The sequence below is a fragment of the Nocardia seriolae NBRC 15557 genome, assembly GCF_007990715.1.
GTDB classification, from domain to species: Bacteria; Actinomycetota; Actinomycetes; order Mycobacteriales; family Mycobacteriaceae; genus Nocardia; species Nocardia seriolae.
Genome location: NZ_BJWY01000009.1, coordinates 18,077 through 33,914, shown reverse-complemented (window position 1 = coordinate 33,914; position 15,838 = coordinate 18,077). Strand labels below are relative to the sequence as shown.

Sequence of the window (15,838 nt, the reverse complement as noted above, 5' to 3'; positions counted from 1 at the left end):
GGTCCGGCGGATGATGCCGAGGTCCAGGAGGGGTCGATCCGAATGAGCAGTCCCGTGACGGGCGAAAAGAACGCTGGCCGCCCCCATACGGGCGGAGACGATCCGAACAAGATCGCCATGCTCGGCCTGACCTTCGACGATGTGCTGCTGCTGCCCGCGGCCTCCGATCTGATCCCGAGCTCGGTCGACACCTCCAGCAAGCTGACGCGCGACATCTCGCTGCGCACCCCGCTGGTGAGTTCGGCCATGGACACCGTGACCGAGGCGCGCATGGCCATCGCCATGGCCCGCGCCGGCGGCATGGGTGTGCTGCACCGCAATCTGTCGGTCGAGGCGCAGGCCGCGCAGGCCGAGACCGTGAAGCGGTCCGAGGCGGGAATGGTGACCGACCCGGTCACCTGTCGCCCCGACGACACCCTCGCGGAGGTCGACGCCATGTGTGCGCGCTTCCGCATCTCCGGTCTGCCCGTCGTCGATGACAGAGGCATTCTGATCGGCATCATCACCAACCGCGATATGCGGTTCGAGGTCGACCAGGACCGGCACGTGTCGGAGGTCATGACCCCCGCGCCGCTGATCACCGCCCAGGAGGGCGTCACCGCCGAGGCCGCGCTGGGCCTGCTGCGCCGACACAAGATCGAGAAGCTGCCGATCGTGGACGGGTCCGGCAAGCTGCGCGGGCTCATCACCGTCAAGGACTTCGTCAAGACCGAGCAGTACCCGAACGCCACCAAGGACCGCGACGGGCGACTGCTCGTCGGTGCGGCCGTCGGTGTCGGCGAGGACGCCTGGGCGCGCGCCATGACGCTGGCCGAGGTCGGCGTGGACGTGCTCATCGTGGACACCGCGCACGGGCATCAGTCCGGTGTGCTGCAGATGGTTTCCAAGGTCAAGGCCGAGGTCGGCGACCGGGTGCAGATCGTCGGCGGCAATGTCGCCACCCGCGCGGGTGCGCTGGCGCTGGTCGAGGCGGGCGTGGACGCGGTGAAGGTGGGTGTGGGCCCCGGCTCCATCTGCACCACCCGCGTGGTCGCCGGTGTCGGCGCGCCGCAGATCACCGCGATCCTCGAGGCCACCGCGGCGTGCAAGCCGCACGGCGTGCCGGTCATCGCCGACGGCGGTGTGCAGTACTCCGGTGATATCGCCAAGGCCATCGCGGCCGGTGCGTCGACCGTCATGCTCGGTTCGCTGCTGGCCGGTACCGCCGAGTCGCCGGGCGATCTGATCCTGGTGGGCGGCAAGCAGTTCAAGAGCTACCGCGGCATGGGTTCGCTGGGCGCCATGCAGGGGCGTGGCGAGGCCAAGTCCTACTCCAAGGACCGCTACTTCCAGGACGACGTGCTGTCGGAGAAGAAGCTGGTGCCCGAGGGCATCGAGGGCCGGGTGCCGTTCCGCGGCCCGCTGGACCAGGTGATCCACCAGCTGGTCGGCGGTCTCCGCGCGGCCATGGGTTACACCGGCGCGCAGACCATTCCGGATCTGCAGGCGGCCCAGTTCGTGCAGATCACGGCGGCGGGCCTGAAGGAGTCGCACCCGCACGACATCACCATGACCGTCGAGGCTCCCAACTACACCACCCGTTCGTAGCCGGACATAACCGGTTCGCGCTTGGCCGCGGACCGGTTTTGTCATGTCTGGCAGACGAACTCAGAGAGGAATGAAGACGATGCGCGATATGGTCGAGATCGGCATGGGCCGGACGGCTCGGCGCACCTACGAGCTGGACGATATCGACATCGTGCCCTCGCGGCGGACCCGCTCGTCCAAGCAGGTGTCGCTGGCCTGGCAGCTGGATGCCTACCGCTTCGAGATCCCGTTCCTGGCGCATCCGACCGACGCGCTGGTGTCGCCGTCGTTCGCCATCGAGCTGGGCAAGGCCGGCGGGCTGGGCGTCATCAACGGTGAGGGCCTGTGGGCCCGGCACGCCGATGTGGACGCCAAGATCCAGCAGCTGACCGAGGTCGGCGAGAAGGAGGGCACCGAGGCGGCGGTGGCGATACTGCAGGAGCTGCACGCCGCGCCCATGCAGCCCGATCTGCTGGCCGCCGCGGTCGCGCAGGTGCGCGCCGCCGGTGTCACCACCGCGGTGCGGGTCAGCCCGCAGAACGCGCGCGCGCTGACTCCCGCGCTGGTACAGGCGGGCATCGATCTGCTGGTCGTGCACGGCACCATCATCTCCGCCGAGCACGTGGGCGACGGAGAACCGTTGAACCTCAAGACCTTCATCGCCGAGCTGGATGTGCCGGTGGTCGCGGGCGGCGTGTCCGATCACCGCACCGCGCTGCACCTGATGCGCACCGGCGCGGCGGGCGTCATCGTCGGCTACGGCTCCATGCAGGGCGCCACCACCACCGGTGAGGTGCTCGGCATCGGCGTGCCCATGGCCACCGCCATCGCCGACGCCGCCGCGGCGCGCCGCGACTACCTCGACGAGACCGGCGGGCGCTACGTGCACGTCATCGCCGACGGGGAGACCCTGACCTCCGGCCACATCGCCAAGGCGATCGCCTGCGGCGCGGACGCGGTCATGCTGGGCGTGCCGCTGGCCATGGCCCGCGAGACCCCGGGCAACGGCTGGTACTGGCCCTCGGCCGCCGCCCACCCCTCGGTGCCGCGCGGCGCGGTCCTGCCCTACGCCGTCGACGAGGAGCGCGTGCCGCTGTCCCAGGTCCTCAACGGCCCCTCGAACGACCCGTTCGGTTCGCTGAATCTGGTTGGCGGCCTGCGCCGTTCGATGGCCAAGACCGGCTACTGCGACCTCAAGGAATTCCAAAAGGTCGGTTTGAACGTCCGCGGCTGAACGAGCCCCAGACCTCGCGCGCTTGCGGCCCGTTCTTCGGGAATCGCAAGGGCGCGAGCTGTATCCAAGGTCGGTCGCTACCGATCGGTCGGTCGCTACCGAAGCCCCGACCTGGTCCTGCGTCCATAACGGCGACAACTGATTTCGTGCCGATAGGGGTAACTCGTCGGGTACGTCCGAAATCGGGTCGGCACCCGACCGGCGGTACGGATTGCCGACGTCGACGGCTCTCGGCTGTCCGCTGGAGTTGCGGGGAGGCGGGGGAGCTCAGCGGATCCCGGGCCGGGCGCCGCGCGGGGAGGCGGAGCGGCAGTCCCGGAGAGGCGGTATGGCCAAGTCGCGCAGGAACTCTCGGATCGCGGTGTTGACCGCTACCGGGTGGGTCATGTTCACCGTTTGGCGGGCGCCCTCGATTTCCACGTAGCGCGCGTCGGGGAGGCGGTCGGCCAGTTCGCGGGCGTGGGCGCGGGGGACTCCGGAGCGGGTGGGGTGGATGACCAAAGTGGGGCAGGTGATTTCGGGTAGTCGGTCCAGGACGGAGTCGCGGCCCAGGAGGGCGCCGGCGGCCACCTCGGTGGCATTGGGGTCGCGGGCCAGCCAGCGCTTCACCCAGACGGCGCGGTACCAGTCGTCATCGCCGATGAGCCAGCGGGCCAGGTATTCGGCGAGGGCGGGGCGGGGTGCCTCTTCGCACCATTTGTCCAGGAATTTCCGGGCATTGGTGAGTTCGGCCGGGGTCGGTTCGTGTGCCTCGCTGCTGAGCAGGACGAGGGCGGCGACGCGGTCGGGGGCGAGCAGCGCGGTGCGCAGGGCGATGAAGCCGCCCTGCGAAATCCCGCCCACCACGGCGCGTTCCACGGCGAGTTGATCCAGTACGGTCAGCGCGTCCCGGGCGGAGGTCCAGTAGGTGAACGGCAGCCCCTCGTCGCGGGTGCGGCCGTGCCCGCGCGCGTCCCAGGTCACGATCCGGAACTCCGGAGTCAGCGCCGCCTGTTGCGACGCGAACATCGTTCGGTCCATGAGGAATTCGTGCCCCAGCAGCACAACCGGACCTTCGCCCCCGCTGTCCTCGTAGTGGATCTCTGCATCGATCGCACGGGCGAATGGCACGAGGTAGAGAATAGCCAGCGGCGGTGACAACTTGCTCAGCTTTACCATCCACCGCCACAGCGAGTGTCGCTTGTCCCCAATCGGGCAGGCCGGATTCCCCGTCATCCGGTGGCCGTGGGCTCTATCGGCGGCGCGCTCGCGGGACTAGCGTGTGGCGCGGGGGATTTCGCGGTCACCCGTCCAGCTCGCTCGGGGCCGGGACGATGTGAGAGATATGGGCCGGAAGTCTCTATCCAAGGTCGAGGGGAGCGAATACCGTCCCGGTGCCACCACTTCCGGGCCGGGCGGGCTCCCGCTTTCGAGGCCGCGGCGTACCCCCGGCCCGGGGTGATGGTCCAGCGAGCTCGATCGATAGGTGACAACTGATTTCGTGCCGGTTGGGGTAACTCCTGGGGTACCCCCAAAAAATCGGTTCGCCACCCAACCGTCGGCACGGGTGCTCAATGGTCAACGGCACTTGGCCGTCCGCTGAAGTTCCGGGGAGGCGGGGGAGCGTTGCCCGGGGGCAGTGTGTCCTGTATCGCTCTTTAGACTGTGGCGGTGGCAGAACCCCAGCGACCAGTCCTTGTCGTCGACTTCGGTGCGCAGTACGCGCAGCTGATCGCGCGCCGGGTGCGCGAAGCGAGTGTGTATTCCGAAGTGGTTCCGCACACGATCACCGTGGAGGAGATCGCGGAGAAGAACCCGGCGGCGGTGATTCTCTCCGGCGGGCCGAGCAGCGTGTACGCCGAGGGCGCGCCGCAGCTGGACGCGCGGCTTTTCGATCTGGAGGTGCCGGTCTTCGGCATCTGCTACGGCTTCCAGGCCATGGCGCAGGCGCTCGGCGGGACGGTGGCGCACACCGGGACTCGCGAGTACGGCCGCACCGAGCTGAGCGTGGACGGCGGCATCCTGCACGGCGGGCTGCCGACCCGGCAGCCGGTGTGGATGAGCCACGGCGACGCCGTCACCGACGCGCCCGCCGGGTTCGAGGTGACCGCGACCTCCGCGGGCGCGCCGGTCGCCGCGTTCGAGGATCGGGCGCGCAAGCTCGCGGGTGTGCAGTACCACCCGGAGGTGCTGCACTCGCCGCACGGCCAGCAGGTGCTGAGCCGGTTCCTGCACGAGATCGCCGGGATTCCGGGCGCGTGGACGGCCTCGAACATCGCCGACGCGCTGATCAAGCAGGTGCGCGAGCAGGTCGGGGACGGGCACGCCATCTGCGGTCTGTCCGGCGGTGTGGACTCCGCGGTCGCCGCGGCGCTGGTGCAGCGGGCCATCGGGGATCGCCTCACCTGTGTGTTCGTCGATCACGGTCTGCTGCGCGCGGGTGAGCGCGAGCAGGTGCAGCGCGATTTCGTCGCCGCGACCGGGGCCAAGCTGGTCACCGTGGACGCGGTGGACAAGTTCCTGGGTGAGCTGAAGGGCGTCACCGATCCGGAGGAGAAGCGCAAGATCATCGGCCGGGAGTTCATCCGGTCGTTCGAGGACGCGGTCTCCGAGGTGGTGAGGTCGGAGGGCGAGACTGCGTCTGATGGGCGCTCCGCAGGCTCCGCGCCGAAGGTCGAGTTCCTGGTGCAGGGCACGCTGTACCCGGACGTGGTGGAGTCGGGCGGCGGCGCGGGCACCGCGAACATCAAGTCGCACCACAATGTCGGCGGTCTGCCGGACGATCTGGAGTTCGCTCTGGTGGAGCCGCTGCGGCTGCTGTTCAAGGACGAGGTGCGCGCGGTCGGCCGCGAACTGGGGCTGCCCGAGAAAATCGTTGCGCGCCAGCCCTTCCCGGGGCCGGGTCTGGCCATTCGCATTATCGGCGAGGTGACCTTCGACCGGCTGGAGCTGCTGCGCCAGGCGGATGCCATTGCGCGCGAGGAGCTTACGGCCGCCGGGCTGGACAAGTCGATCTGGCAGTGTCCGGTGGTGTTGCTGGCCGATGTCCGCAGCGTCGGCGTGCAGGGCGACGGCCGCACCTACGGCCACCCGATCGTGCTGCGGCCGGTGTCGTCCGAGGACGCCATGACCGCCGACTGGACCCGCCTGCCCTACGAAGTGCTCGAGCGCATCTCGACCCGCATCACCAATGAGGTGGCGGAGGTCAACCGCGTGGTGCTCGACGTGACGAGCAAGCCGCCGGGGACCATCGAATGGGAGTGAGTGTCTCCCGCTGAGACGACGCAGCGTCATGTCGCTGCACACGAAGGCCCCGCACCTGTGAATGGTGCGGGGCCTTCGGCCTTCTCGGAGGGCAGTCCGGGAAGGGGTTGCGCTGTCCCGGCGAGGGGAAGGGGCAGCGCGGTCGGACTTACTCGTCGCGGTTCTTTCTCGGGGTGAGAACCAGGACTATGCCGACGACTATGGCGGCGATCACCACGATCCAGCCCAGGGACAGGCCGCCGGAGACGGGCCAGGAGCCGGGGCCGACGAAGGCCCAGATACTCACTCCCAAGCCCAGGAATCCGGCCAGCAGGAGCCCGAACGAGGGGCGGCGGTTCTTGCTCTTGTTCTCAGCCACGGTTCACCTCCACGTTTCCCATCTGCACATCGACGGTCAGGTTCAGGACGGGACCCGTTGCCGGGCCGGATGTTCCGCTGGGGCAGTTCTGATCGCCCATGCGGATATTGCAGGTCGTGTTGACGCGCAGATTGGTCGGCCGCACGACGCGGGCGTCGCCCATGCGCACCTTCAGCGTGACCGCGCGGTCCTCGGTCAGTTGCAGGTGGCTCAGGTCGAGGGTGCCCGAGCCCATCGAGACGTGATACTCGGGCAGCAGCTCGGAACCCGTTGTGGCGGTCCACTTGTGGTCGCCCATCGCGCCCTGGTCGAACTGGATCGGGCCGACCAGGGAGGAGGCCAGGATGACGAATCCGGCCAGCGGGGCCAGCAGCACCATGAGGCCGTAGCCGCGACGCAGGAACGCGCCGGCGATCAGGCCGAGGGCGATCACCGCGAGCGCGGCGGCCCCGATGCGGCCGGGAGTCATCCAATCCACGCCCGAGGCGGCGACCGCGCCCGCCGCCGCGGCGGCCAGGATCGCGAGCCCGATGGTGACCGCGGTCAGCCGCGAGCGCGGGCGGCGCGGGGGCGCCTGGACGGCGGTCTGCTGCACGGGCGCGCCCGGTTCGGGAAGGTCCCAGGCCAGCGGGGCCACGCCGAGCGGATCCCAGCCGGGCGGGGTGGGGCCGAAGTCCGGGGAGATCGGGGCGGGTCCGTATCCGATCCGGGGCCGGTCGTTCGCGGACGGGATGCGGTGCAGGACACGGGGTTCGCCGAGGTTGTCGGGTCCGGTAGCGGCCTGCTCGCCGGGCACGGGCGCGTCCTTCGCGTCGGCGGCTTCCGTCGGTGCGCCGGTGCTCGCTGACTTGGCGAGATCGACCGGCGCCTCGGCACCGCCCGGCCGATCGGAATCCGCCGGGCCACCGGACTGCTCGGTCTCGCTCGCGGCGGGGCCGGACTTGCGCAGGACCACGGTGTCGGCGACCGAGGAGGCGGGGGCGTAGCGGGTGTCGAGCACTTCGGTCATGGCCTCGGTGCCCGGAAGGCTTTGCGCGGCGGCTGATTCCTTGTGCAGGACGGCCGTGTCGGGGTCGGCCGGGTCGGTGCGGAGTACCGCGGTGTCGGCGTCGCCCGCGCTCTGCGACATGCTCTGTCCGGCATCGGACTGCGTCATGCTCTGGGTGGGAACGGATCCCGGGGCGGGCTGGTTCGGGTCGGGCTCGTAGTGGTCGGGCAGGGTGGTGTACGGGCCGTAGGTCTGGAAGGTGCCCGGGTAGCCGGTCCAGAACGGGTTGGTGGTGCCCGGATAGCCGGTATTGAGAATGCTGTCCGCGGACGCCTGCTCGAAATAGGCCGCGGGCGGCTGGGGTTGGCGCTGATGCAGCAGCCACCACCCGGCCAGCATGAGCGCGAAGCTGATGACGCCGGATCCGCCGAGCCCGACCCCAACGGGTCCCATCGTGCTCACGGCGATCCCCAACGCCACCATGAGCACGATGGTCTTGGACGAGGAATGCGAGGATCGCCCGCGCCCGAACAGCGACTCCGCCGCCGAGGACTGGTCGCCCACCGAATTCAGCAGCAGCCAGCACAGCAGGTAGAGCACGATCCCGGCCCCGCCGAACAGCGCCGACACCACGAACGCCACCCGCACCACCACGGGATCCACGTTGTACCGCCGCCCGAACCCGACGGCCACACCCGCGACGGGCCCGTCCTTGGGAAACCGCACCGGCCGGGTCTGCCACAGATCGTGAAGCTGATCGGAGAAGCCGGTACGCCCGGCGCCCTTGGACCAGTCGCTCGTTCTCGTCATGCCAACCATCGTGCTGTTCGGCCCCACCCACCCGCATCGGGGATCACCCTGAATGCAAACCTGAACTTCGACCGGGGGATCTGTGCTCCCGGGGATGACCGCACGGGTGACTCAGCGACAGGGCGGGCGGTAGGGGAGCTGAGGTAGGTATCGCTGCCAGAGGTCCTCGGTCCAGAGTCCGCCGGTGATCGCGCAGATGCGGTTCGCCACCCGCTGCTCGTCCAGGTCCCACAGGTGAACCGTGCCGTCGTCGGAAGTGGAGACGATATGGCGTTCGTCGGGGGCGAGAGCGGCATTCCAGCTGTAGGCGACGGATTGGGTGAGCACGGTGGTGAGTTCGGGGTGGGGCCTGTCCAGATAACGGTGTAACTCGGGTTGGTTGAGTTACTTCCGTCCGGCGGTGAGTCGGCCTTCGAAGGTGATGTCGAAGGCGTTCAACGCCGCTTTCCAGCGGGTGATCCAGCGTTTCTGGCCGGTGCCGGTGGGATCGAGGGCCATGACGGCCAGGTAGACGCATTTCATCGCGGCCTGTTCGTTGGGGAAGTGCCCGCGAGCGCGCACGGCGCGGCGGATGCGGGCGTTGACCGATTCGATTGCGTTCGTCGAGCAGATGACGCGCCGAAACTCCTACCCCCCCGTCGACGAGTCGTCGAGTGGCACATTTTGGGAGGTGAAATCGGGGCAAATGCCCCGTGAGTGTGCCACTCGATGAAGTGGGGGTGGGTGGGTGATTGGCGAGCTTACGGTGGGTGGCGGGGCGATCGGCGCGGACGAGTGTGGTCGGCGGTGGGAGGCGTGGGGGTTCGGGGAGGTTGCGGCGGCGTTCGGGGAGTTCGAATGGGATGTGGTCGGGTGGGGGATGGTGTGGGATTATGCGGATGCTGGGGATCATCCTGAGTTGCACCAGACCTGGATGCGGGATCCTTCGAGCGGGCGATACCACCTTGATGTGTTTCGTGAACCGCACGAGGGGGATCGGTGGATCTGTCGGCGGGATTGCTCGATCACCCTTCCCTATGCGGAATTGATCGAGGTTGGGGCCGCCGGGATCCCGTATGTCATTCCGGAGGCGGCCTTGTTGTTCAAGGCCGAGGCGGTTCGCCCGAAGGATCAGGGTGACTTCGAGCGAACTGTTCCCCTGCTGCCTCGCTACCGCGTTGCGCGGCTGACGGAGTGGATCACTCGCGTGCATCCACCGCACATCTGGCTCGACGTGCTTGGGGCCTAGGTGGTTTCGCGGTGGACCGCGACGACGGGGATGGCCCGGGTGGTCTTTTCGCGGTATTCGGCGAAGACGGGAATGAGGGTGATCATGCGGTTGTAGAGGTCTTCGGCCTCGGGGCCGGTGAGGAATTCGGCTTTACCCGTGTAGGTTTCGGTGCCCAGTTCGATCGTGAGCTGGGGGTTGGCGCGGAGGTTGTGGTACCAGGCGGGGTGTTTGTCGGCGCCGCCGTTGGAGGCGATGAGGACGATGCGGTCGGTGTCGGGTACGTAGACCAGTGGGTTGGTTACGGAGCGGCCGGATTTCGCGCCGGTGGTGGTGATCAGCACCATGTTGTCGCGGCCTTCGAAGGGGCCGCCGACCTTGCCGTTGTTGGCGCGGAACTCCTCGATCACCGATTCGTTGAATGCGTTCATCTCACCCTCCATGTCCGGATCTGCTGCTGGGGCAACCCGACGGCCGGGGCGGAAATTCCACGGGAGTGAGAATGCCGAAAGCGGCGGCGCGGAAGTCCGCGCCGCCGCTTCGGGCGGATTACAGCGAGATCGGGTCGCCGACGACCCAGTCCGCTGCGTCCGCTCCCGGGGAGGTGCCCTCGATGATGGTGTAGGACTGGACGGTCAGGGGGCCGCCGCAGCCGTTCACCTGCAGCTGGTAGTCGTTGTAGACGATGTAGCCGGTGTCGCCCGCGGGCAACTGCTTCTCGCCGAGTCTGAAGTCGACGATCTTGCCGGGCGTGATGCCCAGATTGAAGCCGACGCTGCCGCCGATGGTGGGTGAGATGGTCACGCTGGCGGTCGGCGTCACCGCGGTGAGCCCGGCCTGGACGCCGACGCCGGCGTTCAGGGTCACGCCCGCGTTGCCCTGAATGGTGAACTTCACGTCCAGGTCCACCGCGCAGGCGACGAGGTATCCGGTGCGGATCTTGCCGGTGCCGCCGTCGACCCGCCCGTAGGCCGTGTTGTTCAGGTACAGCTCCCGGCTGGTCGGCATCCCGTTCAGGGGTGGGACCACGTGGAAGTAGGCGTCCTTGTTGCCGACGGTGACCGACATCCCGTTCGGTGCGGCGGATGTCTTCTCGTGCGGCGCGAGTCCCCCGTCCGCATGAGCGATGCCCGCTGCCCCGCAGAGCAGTCCCAGGGCGGTGGCGGTAGCGGCGATAGCGGTCTTGATGGTCATTGAGTCCTCCCCGACTCTCGATGCGGAACCCGGTGGCTCCGCTGAGATGAAGGTATGGACGCGGCACCGGCCCGGGCCCGTGTCGGTGCCCGGAATCGTCGGGAAAGTGCTGTTCACGGGCGTGAGAGCAGTTCTCCGGACCGGTCGAGTCCGGAGGGTTCCGCTGTCCGGACCGGACAAGATGCCCGATCGCGGCGTGGCTCGCCGCCGCGGAAATCCGCACCGTGAAGGCCGGGGACAAGGATGATCGATGCAAGTGGCGAGGCATCCTGACCGACCGCCATCACTCGACTACGTCACGAAGGGTTTGTCATGGCCGAGAGGCAGAGCGGAACTGTGAAGTGGTTCAACGACGAAAAGGGGTTCGGCTTCATCACCCCCGACGGCGGAGGAAACGACCTCTTCGTGCATTTCAGGGCCATCCAGAGCGGAGGCTTCAAGTCTTTGCAGGAGGGGCAGAAGGTGTCGTTCGTCGCCGTCCAGGGGCAGAAGGGCATGCAAGCCGACGAGGTCATTCCGGAGTGACGGGAGCGTTCGCCGCAGTCTGACGGCTGCGCCGCCTCAGGGCCGGAATCCGGGTGTTTCCTGATGTCGGGTGTCGGATGCCCGTGCCAGTATCGAAGGCATGTACCCGGCCGCGCCCTTCTATGACCCTGCCCGCGGGGCGGTCACACCCGTGACCCAGCCCAAGCTGGTGCGGCGCAGTGGCGGGCGGGTTGTGGGCGGGGTGGCGGGCGGGCTCGCCGATCATCTCGGGGTCGACGTCTTCAAGGTGCGGATCGGGTTCGTGCTGCTGGCCGCGCTGGCCGGGGCCGGGATCGTCGCCTACGGGATGCTGTGGATCTTCACCCCCGGCGGTGGGGACGCATCCCCGCCGACTTCCTCGGAGCGGCGGCAGGCCATCGGATTGGCGTTGCTGGGTATGGCGTTGTCGGTCGCCACGGCCTGGGTGTTCAGCGGGACGGCCGCGCAGGTGGTGGGGCCGATCATCGTGGTCGCCATCGGCGCGGCGCTGGTGTGGCGCGAATTCGACGCGGACGGGCCGAGATCGGTCATCGGGCTGCCCACCAAACCGTCGGTGGTGACGTGGGCGCGCATTGTCGGCGGGGCCACCCTCATCGTGGTCGGGCTGGGTGTGGTGGTGCTGGGCCGGATCAATCTCAGCTCGCTCGGGTCCGCGCTGCTGGCCGTCGCCGTGACGCTGGTCGGGGCCGGGCTGCTGACCGTGCCGCTGTGGCTGCGCATGGTGCGGGCACTGAATTCCGAACGCGCGGCGCGGATTCGCAATGACGAGCGCGAGGAGATCGCCTCGCACCTGCACGATTCGGTACTGCAGACGCTGGCCTTGATCCAGCGGCAGGCCGACGATCCGACCGAAGTGGTGCGGCTGGCCCGCAGTCAGGAACGCGAGCTACGCAAGTGGCTGTTCGAGGACACCGGTCCGGCACAGTCGAGTCTGGCCGCGGCGCTGCGCACCATCGCCGGTGAGGTGGAGGATCAGCACGGGGTGAAGGTCACGCCGGTCACCGTGGGCGATGTGTCGATGGACGTCGACGACAGCGGAATCGGGCTGCCCAAGGAACATTTCACCGCGGTGCTCGGGGCCGCGCGCGAGGCGCTGGTCAATGCCGCCAAGCATGCCGGGGTGCCGACCATCGACCTGTACGCCGAGGTGGAGCCGCATCAGGTGAGCGTGTTCGTGCGCGACCGCGGCAAGGGCTTCGACCCGGACGCGGTGTCGAAGGATCGGCAGGGCGTGGCCAAAGCCATCCACGGCCGCATCGAACGCCGCGGCGGGCACGTGGAGATCAAATCCGCGCCCGGCAACGGCACCGAGGTGCGAATCTATATGCCGCGCAAGGACGGTGGCGACGAGCGGCTGGTGGTGCAGACCGAGCAGCCGGTCACCGGGGATCCCGCGCAGCTGTGATGGTGGAGCCACGCGGCTGGGATGCTGGAATTGTGGTACCGATGTGGGTGGGGTCGGCGTCGACATGAGGAGAACTAGGTGAGCGTCCGGGTCTTTCTGGTGGACGACCATGCGGTGTTCCGGTCCGGGGTGCGGGCGGAGCTGAGCCGCGAGTCCGACATGGAAGTGGTCGGCGAGGCGGGCGGGGTGGCCGAGGCCATCGCCGGGATCAAGGCGACCGCGCCCGAAGTGGTGCTGCTGGATGTGCACATGCCCGACGGGGGCGGGGTCGCGGTGCTGCAGGGGATCGACCCGGGGCCGGTGTGCCTGGCGCTCAGCGTGTCCGACGCCGCCGAAGACGTGATCGCGGTGATCCGGGCGGGGGCGCGCGGGTACGTCACCAAGACCATCTCAGGACCCGAACTGGCCGACGGCATTCGGCGGGTCTCCGGCGGCGATGCCGTGTTCTCTCCGCGGCTGGCCGGATTCGTGCTGGATTCCTTCACCGGCAAATCGCCGGTGCCGGAGCCGCCGCTGGATCCGGAACTGGATTCGCTCACCCCGCGCGAGCTCGAGGTGCTGCGGCTGCTGGCGCGCGGCTACACCTACCGTGAGATCGCCGAAACCCTGTTCATCTCGGTGAAGACCGTGGAAACCCACGCCTCGAACGTGCTGCGAAAGACCCAGCAGTCCAACCGGAATGCCCTCACGCGCTGGGCCCACCGCCGCCGCATCGACTGAGGGCGCTGTTCACCGCTCGAGGTTCAGAGCAGCACAACCAGCACGATGATGATCAGCAGCCCGATGAGCAGGCCGATCGCCACCGCCAGCGGGCCCGCGTTGGGGCCCAGGGCGCTGAAGTCGAAGCCCTTCGACTTCGGTTGCGGGGCAGCCGGAGCCGCTTGGGCGCGCTGCGGCCGGGGGAGCGGGGCGGAGTGCGGGCTGCGCAGTCCGGCCGCCGCATTGCGGGCCGCCCACGCCGGAATCGTGCCGTCCTCGGTGCGCACCGGCGCGTTCAGAATGTAGGGCGCGGTGCCGGGTCCGAAGGCGGCGGTGAGGATTTCATTGCGCGCCTCGGTCATGGTGGGGCGGCGCTGCGGGGCGGGCTCCATCATGTGCAGCAGTACGTCGGTGAGCGGGCCGCTGCGGGCGGGCGGAATGATCTGGGCCATGGCGGCGCGTTCCACGATGACATTGCTGTCCTCGTCGAAACCGTAGGGCGGCTGACCCTCGATGGCGGTGTACAGCGTTGCGCCGAGCGAGAATACGTCGCTGGCCGTGGTGGGCCGGGCCCCGCGCGCGACTTCCGGCGGCAGGTAGGCCGGGGTGCCGGTGATGACGTCGCCGATCTCCTCGGTGGCGTCGTTGGCGCCGCTGGAGATGCCGAAGTCGGACAGCTTCACCATGCCGACCTCGTCACCGCGATCGGCGACCAGAATATTGCCGGGCTTGATGTCGCGGTGCACGATGCCCGCCGAGTGCGCGGTCGACAGCGCGTCGGCCACCTGCGCGCCGATCTGTGCCACCTCGATCGGCGACAGCTGATCCACCAGCGCAAGCGCTTTGGCCACACTGCGCGAGGGCAGGCACTCCATCACCAGCCACGGCTCACCGGCCTCGAGCACCACGTCGTACACGGCGATGGCGTGCTCGTGCGACAGTTTGGCCGCCACCCGCCCCTCGTGCATGATCCGGGAGCGCACCTCCCGAGCCTCTTCCTCGCTCAGGCCGGCGGTGGAGAGCACCTGCTTGATGGCCACATCCCGATGCAGCAGCCGATCCATGGCCAGCCACACGGCACCCATGCCGCCGCCACCCAGCTTGGACTGCAGACGGTAACGACCGGCCACCAGATAATCGGGGCCGACGATGGGACGGGCGCGTTCGGTCACGGGTGCAGGGTATCGGAAAACCATCCTGACTGGCCTGCTTCGAAACCTGAGGTTTGCTGGCCTTCGCCCCGGGCCCCGCGAGCTCCCCTCCAGACCCATACGGACACAGCGCGTTTCGCTCACCGGAACCCACGCCGAACATTCGGCGAGTTTCTCCCGAACTTTCCGACCTTCCGGACGAAACGACTCGGCGCCGTCGGCGGGCCCGTATTCCTCGGCTACGTGGTGGCAGCGAGGTGTTCGCCGTAGAACAGCATGAGCCCGGCGGCTGCGGAGATGGCGGCCAGTAGCCAGAAACGGATGGTCACGGTGATTTCGGGCCAGTTGCCGAGCTCGAAATGGTGGTGGAACGGGGCGATCTTGAAGAGGCGTTTGCGGGTGGTGCGGAAGACGATGATCTGCAGGAGGACCGAGAGGATTTCGGCGACGTACAACGCGCCGACGAGGGCCATCAGCAGTTCGGTGCGAGTGGTGATCGAGAGTCCGGCCAGTAGTCCGCCCAGTGTCAAGGATCCGGTGTCGCCCATGAAGATCTTCGCCGGTGCGGCGTTCCACCACAGGAATCCGACGCAGGCGGCACCGGCCGTGGCGCACACCAGCGCCAGATCCAGCGGATCGCGCACGCTGTAGCACCCCGCGCCGGGGCGGGTCGAGCACGCATTCGTGTACTGCCAGAACGTGATCAGCACATAGGCGCCCAACGTCAGGCCCATGGAACCGGCGGCCAGTCCATCGAGCCCGTCGGTGATGTTCACCGCGTTGGACCAGGCCGCCACCAGGAAGACGACCCAGAGCAGGAACAGCACCGGGAGGAGCGAGGGCCAGGAGAGATCTCGCACGATGGACACGTGCCGGCTGGCCGGTGTCAGTCCGGTGTTGCCGGGGAACTGGAGGACGAGAACGCCGAAAACGATGGCGGCACCGAGTTGGCCGATGTATTTGCCGGTCGCGGTTAGTCCTAGGTTGCGTCGTTTGCGCAGTTTGATGAAGTCGTCGAGGAATCCGACCACGCCCATGGCCGTTGCCAGTCCGAGGACCAACAGCCCGGAGGCGGACACGCCGGGGGCGTCGTAACGCAGGCCGATCAGGTGGGATCCGAGATATCCGGCCCACATGCCGATCAGGATGGCGATCCCGCCCATGGTCGGGGTGCCGCGCTTGGATTGGTGACTTCGGGGTCCCTCGACGCGGATCTCCTGGCCGAGGTTCCTGCGGGTGAACAACCGAACCAGCAACGGTGTCAATGCGATCGACACCACCAGGGCGATCATCGCCGCGAAAAGGATCTGCCTCATCCGTCCCCCTGGGGATCAATCACCGGGCCGACCGGCCCGGCGCTCCGACCTGACGCGCTACCCGAAACCGTCGGATGTTAGCCAAGCGCACGAGTTGCCGAAATGCCAACTGTGCTGCTTCGCGGCATGCCTCTTGACGCGT

General features: G+C 68.4%; 15 protein-coding genes and 1 pseudogene. 7 read left to right on the top strand and 9 right to left on the bottom strand.

Annotation, left to right across the window (positions count from 1 at the left end; all coding sequences use genetic code 11):
* The first annotated feature begins 42 nt into the window (after positions 1 to 42).
* Both guaB and NS2_RS04710 read left to right on the top strand, forming a co-directional pair.
* Complete coding sequence (gene guaB, locus NS2_RS04715; protein ID WP_045436493.1) at positions 43 to 1,587, top strand: IMP dehydrogenase; 1,545 nt, start codon at positions 43 to 45, stop codon at positions 1,585 to 1,587.
* A gap of 79 nt (positions 1,588 to 1,666) precedes the next feature.
* Positions 1,667 to 2,800 (top strand): GuaB3 family IMP dehydrogenase-related protein, encoded by a 1,134-nt coding sequence (locus NS2_RS04710; protein ID WP_033086062.1) that lies wholly within the window; start codon positions 1,667 to 1,669, stop codon positions 2,798 to 2,800.
* Between the two features lie 267 nt (positions 2,801 to 3,067).
* On the opposite strand, the gene NS2_RS04705 is transcribed toward NS2_RS04710, so the two are convergent.
* Complete coding sequence (locus NS2_RS04705) at positions 3,068 to 3,910, bottom strand: alpha/beta fold hydrolase (RefSeq protein ID WP_052086026.1); 843 nt, start codon at positions 3,908 to 3,910, stop codon at positions 3,068 to 3,070.
* A gap of 534 nt (positions 3,911 to 4,444) precedes the next feature.
* Between NS2_RS04705 and guaA the strand changes: the two genes are divergently transcribed.
* Positions 4,445 to 6,043, top strand: a complete 1,599-nt coding sequence (gene guaA, locus NS2_RS04700) for a glutamine-hydrolyzing GMP synthase (RefSeq protein ID WP_033086025.1) — start codon at positions 4,445 to 4,447, stop codon at positions 6,041 to 6,043.
* A gap of 148 nt (positions 6,044 to 6,191) precedes the next feature.
* Here guaA and NS2_RS04695 read toward each other — a convergent pair whose 3' ends face one another.
* From NS2_RS04695 to NS2_RS04680, 4 genes and pseudogenes are all read right to left on the bottom strand, one after another.
* Positions 6,192 to 6,401 carry a hypothetical protein gene (locus NS2_RS04695; RefSeq protein WP_033086026.1) on the bottom strand — a complete coding sequence of 70 codons (210 nt, stop codon included), beginning with the start codon at positions 6,399 to 6,401 and terminating at the stop codon, positions 6,192 to 6,194.
* Positions 6,394 to 8,199: a PspC domain-containing protein gene (locus NS2_RS04690; RefSeq protein ID WP_052086021.1), complete on the bottom strand. Its 1,806-nt coding sequence runs from the start codon at positions 8,197 to 8,199 to the stop codon at positions 6,394 to 6,396. Before NS2_RS04690 ends, NS2_RS04695 begins: the two co-directional genes overlap by 8 nt.
* A gap of 111 nt (positions 8,200 to 8,310) precedes the next feature.
* On the bottom strand, positions 8,311 to 8,526 hold the full coding sequence (locus NS2_RS04685) for a WD40 repeat domain-containing protein (protein WP_033086027.1): 216 nt from the start codon (positions 8,524 to 8,526) through the stop codon (positions 8,311 to 8,313).
* 57 nt (positions 8,527 to 8,583) lie between these two features.
* Positions 8,584 to 8,826, bottom strand: a pseudogene (locus tag NS2_RS04680) (transposase); the annotation flags it as partial.
* Positions 8,827 to 8,926: 100 nt separating this feature from the next.
* Between NS2_RS04680 and NS2_RS04675 the strand changes: the two are divergent.
* Entirely contained in the window at positions 8,927 to 9,427 is a 501-nt protein-coding gene (locus NS2_RS04675; protein ID WP_052086022.1) for a hypothetical protein, read from the top strand.
* Here the strand turns inward: NS2_RS04675 and NS2_RS04670 are convergent.
* Together NS2_RS04670 and NS2_RS04665 are read right to left on the bottom strand one after the other, a co-directional pair.
* Complete coding sequence (locus tag NS2_RS04670) at positions 9,424 to 9,837, bottom strand: nitroreductase/quinone reductase family protein (RefSeq protein ID WP_033086066.1); 414 nt, start codon at positions 9,835 to 9,837, stop codon at positions 9,424 to 9,426. The two genes, NS2_RS04675 and NS2_RS04670, sit on opposite strands and share 4 nt — an antisense overlap.
* A 118-nt stretch (positions 9,838 to 9,955) precedes the next feature.
* The gene (locus NS2_RS04665) at positions 9,956 to 10,600 is read right to left on the bottom strand and encodes an MspA family porin (protein ID WP_033086028.1); all 645 of its coding nucleotides are present in this window, start codon (positions 10,598 to 10,600) and stop codon (positions 9,956 to 9,958) included.
* Between the two features lie 312 nt (positions 10,601 to 10,912).
* Between NS2_RS04665 and NS2_RS04660 the strand changes: the two genes are divergently transcribed.
* The 3 genes from NS2_RS04660 to NS2_RS04650 all read left to right on the top strand — a co-directional run bounded on the left by NS2_RS04660 (position 10,913) and on the right by NS2_RS04650 (position 13,250).
* On the top strand, positions 10,913 to 11,125 hold the full coding sequence (locus NS2_RS04660; RefSeq protein WP_036545150.1) for a cold-shock protein: 213 nt from the start codon (positions 10,913 to 10,915) through the stop codon (positions 11,123 to 11,125).
* Between the two features lie 100 nt (positions 11,126 to 11,225).
* Positions 11,226 to 12,530: an ATP-binding protein gene (locus NS2_RS04655; protein ID WP_147207088.1), complete on the top strand. Its 1,305-nt coding sequence runs from the start codon at positions 11,226 to 11,228 to the stop codon at positions 12,528 to 12,530.
* Between the two features lie 78 nt (positions 12,531 to 12,608).
* On the top strand, positions 12,609 to 13,250 hold the full coding sequence (locus NS2_RS04650; RefSeq protein WP_033086030.1) for a response regulator: 642 nt from the start codon (positions 12,609 to 12,611) through the stop codon (positions 13,248 to 13,250).
* A gap of 23 nt (positions 13,251 to 13,273) precedes the next feature.
* On the opposite strand, the gene NS2_RS04645 is transcribed toward NS2_RS04650, so the two are convergent.
* Complete coding sequence (locus NS2_RS04645; protein WP_373867305.1) at positions 13,274 to 14,401, bottom strand: serine/threonine-protein kinase; 1,128 nt, start codon at positions 14,399 to 14,401, stop codon at positions 13,274 to 13,276.
* Between the two features lie 218 nt (positions 14,402 to 14,619).
* Positions 14,620 to 15,696 (bottom strand): phospho-N-acetylmuramoyl-pentapeptide-transferase, encoded by a 1,077-nt coding sequence (gene mraY / locus NS2_RS04640; RefSeq protein ID WP_033086032.1) that lies wholly within the window; start codon positions 15,694 to 15,696, stop codon positions 14,620 to 14,622.
* Positions 15,697 to 15,838 lie beyond the last annotated feature (142 nt).

Bases quoted from the DNA above. Each gene is read 5' to 3' on its own strand.
- guaB (WP_045436493.1), top strand. From the start codon at position 43: ATGAGCAGTCCCGTGACGGGCGAAAAGAACGCTGGCCGCCCCCATACG.
- NS2_RS04710 (WP_033086062.1), top strand. From the start codon at position 1,667: ATGCGCGATATGGTCGAGATCGGCATGGGCCGGACGGCTCGGCGCACC.
- NS2_RS04690 (WP_052086021.1), bottom strand. From the start codon at position 8,199: ATGACGAGAACGAGCGACTGGTCCAAGGGCGCCGGGCGTACCGGCTTC.
- NS2_RS04670 (WP_033086066.1), bottom strand. From the start codon at position 9,837: ATGAACGCATTCAACGAATCGGTGATCGAGGAGTTCCGCGCCAACAAC.
- NS2_RS04665 (WP_033086028.1), bottom strand. From the start codon at position 10,600: ATGACCATCAAGACCGCTATCGCCGCTACCGCCACCGCCCTGGGACTG.
- NS2_RS04660 (WP_036545150.1), top strand. From the start codon at position 10,913: ATGGCCGAGAGGCAGAGCGGAACTGTGAAGTGGTTCAACGACGAAAAG.
- NS2_RS04655 (WP_147207088.1), top strand. From the start codon at position 11,226: ATGTACCCGGCCGCGCCCTTCTATGACCCTGCCCGCGGGGCGGTCACA.
- mraY (WP_033086032.1), bottom strand. From the start codon at position 15,696: ATGAGGCAGATCCTTTTCGCGGCGATGATCGCCCTGGTGGTGTCGATC.